Source organism: Arthrospira sp. PCC 8006 (assembly GCF_046480465.1).
Lineage (GTDB): Bacteria > Cyanobacteriota > Cyanobacteriia > Cyanobacteriales > Microcoleaceae > Limnospira > Limnospira platensis.
Genome location: NZ_PKGG01000350.1, coordinates 1 through 3,458, shown reverse-complemented (window position 1 = coordinate 3,458; position 3,458 = coordinate 1). Strand labels below are relative to the sequence as shown.

Below are 3,458 nucleotides of genomic sequence, written 5' to 3'. Positions count from 1 at the left end.
TATAGAGATGCGAGGTTCAACGTTATACGTATTTGAGTCAATAACTGCTTGTATCCGTTCATTAGTTAAATACAGATTAACTTCACCTTCTGGCAAGTCATCGGTTGATTGCCCAAACTTACTAGAGTAAATGTTGAAATTAGTCATAACTGCCTCTATATTGATTACTTAATTAAATGGCTAATAACTTAATACTAGCCATTTATTTGATGATTACATATCGATATATTCGATAATTGTAACGCTGATATTAGCGCTAGATTCTGCTATCGCCTGTAACTTAGTTCTACCCCACGTTATTGATATGGTATCACCTGGCTTAACCGAAAATGCAGCGTCTGACACGCTATCACCTGTAGGGTCAAATATTAGATGTACATTGGTATTTGACCGATTCTTTACAAACACCGTTCTACCGTTACTGGTAGCATTGATAGGCACAACTTCCGTGATAGTGTTAGCAGTCAAACTTATCGCTGTAGTTGTCGGTGTTCCCTGTATTTTACTGCTAATGTTTAGAGTGTCTAAATTGACAACAGAACTRTAAACTGAGAAACTCATAATAAACCCCTAAATCAAAGTACAATTTACCAATTTATTGTTTGTTCTAATCCAACAATATTGGTTACGCTATCCTCAGTTATAGCATAGATAGAAGCTGTTGATTTTAGTTCATCATCCCACCCAGCGTTAGGAGGTAAATATAGGCATTGATAAGGTACACAGTTACTGATATCACCGTGACAAAACCATACCCCTACAGAACCTACGTTTTGTAAGTGCAACCTATACCGATTAATATTTGAGGGTCTAACTAATGTGGGGGTATTGCCTATTGTAACCCCAAAATTTTCGGGTTGTGTCAATGTAGGGGTTTTAGGAACTGTATCGAGTTGATATTCAGCCATGCCAAAAATATTAATAGAATCATTGTTATGTAACTGAGTTAAACACCTAGCTTTAACTATTGAGTTGCTATCAATTGCTAAACCTTCGTTTTGATTAGTGATTAATTCAATTAACAGGTTTTCGGTGTGAATGCCTCCATAATATGGYAATTTGACAATCCCTAAATTTAACCCGTTTTCTGTTGCCATATTCCCATAAAATATTTGTAAATCTACCGCTCCCTGCAACACTTCCTGTTTTTTTTSCCACCGTTGRTAATAGCTATCTTCCGGGTAAATTTTGGGGATTTGTGATTGTGCAATATTAGGGATATAACACCTAGCGTTTAACGATGATATATAGCTGTAAATACCGATATCATATTTATATCTTTCTGTTATTAATGATTCTAAAATAGTCCCGTTAAATAACTCTATGGCGTTACTCCAGTTAGCAGCGTTTATATTAGCCGTGATATTTTTAACACCTCTCATGATTTTAACCACCTATTAATAAATTATTTGTTAATATAATATTACTACTTTAATGCGATTATTTAAATGGTTAGAGACACTCTAAAAATTAGAGACGCTATAAAAATTAAAGATACTATTAGGTCAAGCACACCCAGGAATATTGGTAGGTCAGGCGGGATTGGTAGGTCAGGTGGTGTAAGTTCAGGTTTAGCAGGAGATTTAGGCGACCAAACATCCTCAGCAATGGATTTTGGTAGGGGTTTACCGTATGCAAGGGAAAGAGATAAAGGAGGTGTTCCCGGATTAGTAAATCCTTGGGACCCAATCACCAGAGTGCCGCGTGGAATTAACCCTGAAGACCATGGTAGGTGGAAAAGAGAAGACGAGGCACGACGAGTAGATGAGGAACCCCCAAAAAGAGATGAACCAAAGGGAGGAAAAAAACCTAGGGGAAAGGGTGGTGCTGGTAGAGGTTTTGGCGGTCCTAGAAGCGGTGATGAAATAGACGATGACAAGGGGAGGAGAAGCGATAATTTTGAATGTCATCCACCAATGCCACCTAATGATAATAATTATAATTATCATCGAGTGCCTATTGTTAGCAAAAACACCGACGGTAGCTTAAGAGAATGCAGTAAAATCCTAAGAGTTCCTAAACCTCCTAAACTTCCTAATAGGGATGATATGGTAGCCGGAAGTCGATGGTTCGTGCAATGGATGGACGTAGCTGAAGCCTGGAACACACACTATTATATAGATTACTGGAGTACGCTAGGACTTGCGGGGTGGATAGGAGGTTGCACGGTTCACGTTAAAGGGGAAAGCAACACATATACAAGGGGAATAGGAAACTCTCGGATAACGGGGAGTCGATACACAGAGCGCTCTAAAGGTGGATATTTACACAGGTTTGGCATGGTTTCACAAACAATGCTTAATGGTGAAATATTAAACGAAACAAACCATGATTTAAATACTGGAGGATTGTGGTATATTACGCCCGGCTGCGTGATAGATATTTGGCGAGAGCCACGTCCACGCCTTCAAGGAATTAATAGATATGGAGTTAATACGTCATGGGATAATTGTGCTGGTGTCGCTTWTAGTTCTATTAGTAGTAACAGAACTATAATATATGAAAATCCAGGCTCCAATTTGTATGTAGGAGTAGAGGCTTTTATAGACGCGATTAATTCCTCATCGAGAACAACTATATATAAAAATGAATGCGAGGGGCAAGAGTGGATCCTAAGCCATGTAACTTATATTGTTGCTCCCGTTATAGTATGCGACGTAACACCGTTTCCCGGCAAAACTAATTATTGCTGGTATGCAGAAGAACCGACATGGTTAGAGCCTGATATTAATTTAGATACTGATATTAGAGAGGTGACAATACCAGATATGAATGAAGAATGCTGCGGGATGATTAGAAGGATTTACGAGTTCCTAGACCCTGAATCATTCCCGGCTGAAATGCCTGAAAAAATAACGGTTAATGCTGATAATCCAGAGAACAGAATTAAACGAATAAATACATTGCCAGAATGGTTAATGTACAGATTTGACATCGATGATGAAAGATGGGGTGAATTTGAGGTTAAAGTAGAGATTGATGACGTAAATTTGATGACCAAAGAACAGGAACACGCGGAAATCAAATTACCTAACTTAGCTGAGGCGATAGCGGAAATATTCGGGATGGTAATGGAGATAGCTATTAGTCACCAAGTGACCCAAAACGCTGTTTTAACCTGTTTACATGAAGCAGGTTTGGCGCACGCGGCAGCCTTTAAAGCTGGTAGGGAAGTCTCGGAAATATTAGATTATTTAGGATTTGAAACCGAGGAAAAATACGAGAAACTAAAAACAGCGTTTACTCCAGAAGCTGATAATTTTGAGGAACTACTAGAACCTAACGAAAGTAAAGTTAAAATCACTAATCAAAAGAACGCAAAAGAAACACTACAGACAGCCTTAAATCAAATAAAGGAAATATTCTCAATAGTTAGAGCGCAAGGTACTTTACAAGTTAATGGTAATGACCCGTCAAAAGACATATTAGCCGATTTAACTAGGTTATATGATTCAATG

2 protein-coding genes and 1 pseudogene are annotated in these 3,458 nt (G+C 38.3%); 1 reads left to right on the top strand and 2 read right to left on the bottom strand.

Features of this window, described 5'->3' with window-relative positions:
- Positions 1-213: 213 nt before the first annotated feature.
- Both B9T16_RS27025 and B9T16_RS27020 read right to left on the bottom strand, forming a co-directional pair.
- A complete protein-coding gene (locus tag B9T16_RS27025) occupies positions 214-561 on the bottom strand; it encodes a hypothetical protein (protein ID WP_410246212.1) in 348 nt (115 codons plus the stop codon).
- Positions 562-587: 26 nt separating this feature from the next.
- Complete coding sequence (locus B9T16_RS27020; RefSeq protein ID WP_410246211.1) at positions 588-1,382, bottom strand: hypothetical protein; 795 nt, start codon at positions 1,380-1,382, stop codon at positions 588-590.
- Positions 1,383-1,448: 66 nt separating this feature from the next.
- On the opposite strand from B9T16_RS27020, the pseudogene B9T16_RS27015 reads away from it, so the two are divergent.
- Positions 1,449-3,458: pseudogene (locus B9T16_RS27015) on the top strand (hypothetical protein); the annotation flags it as partial.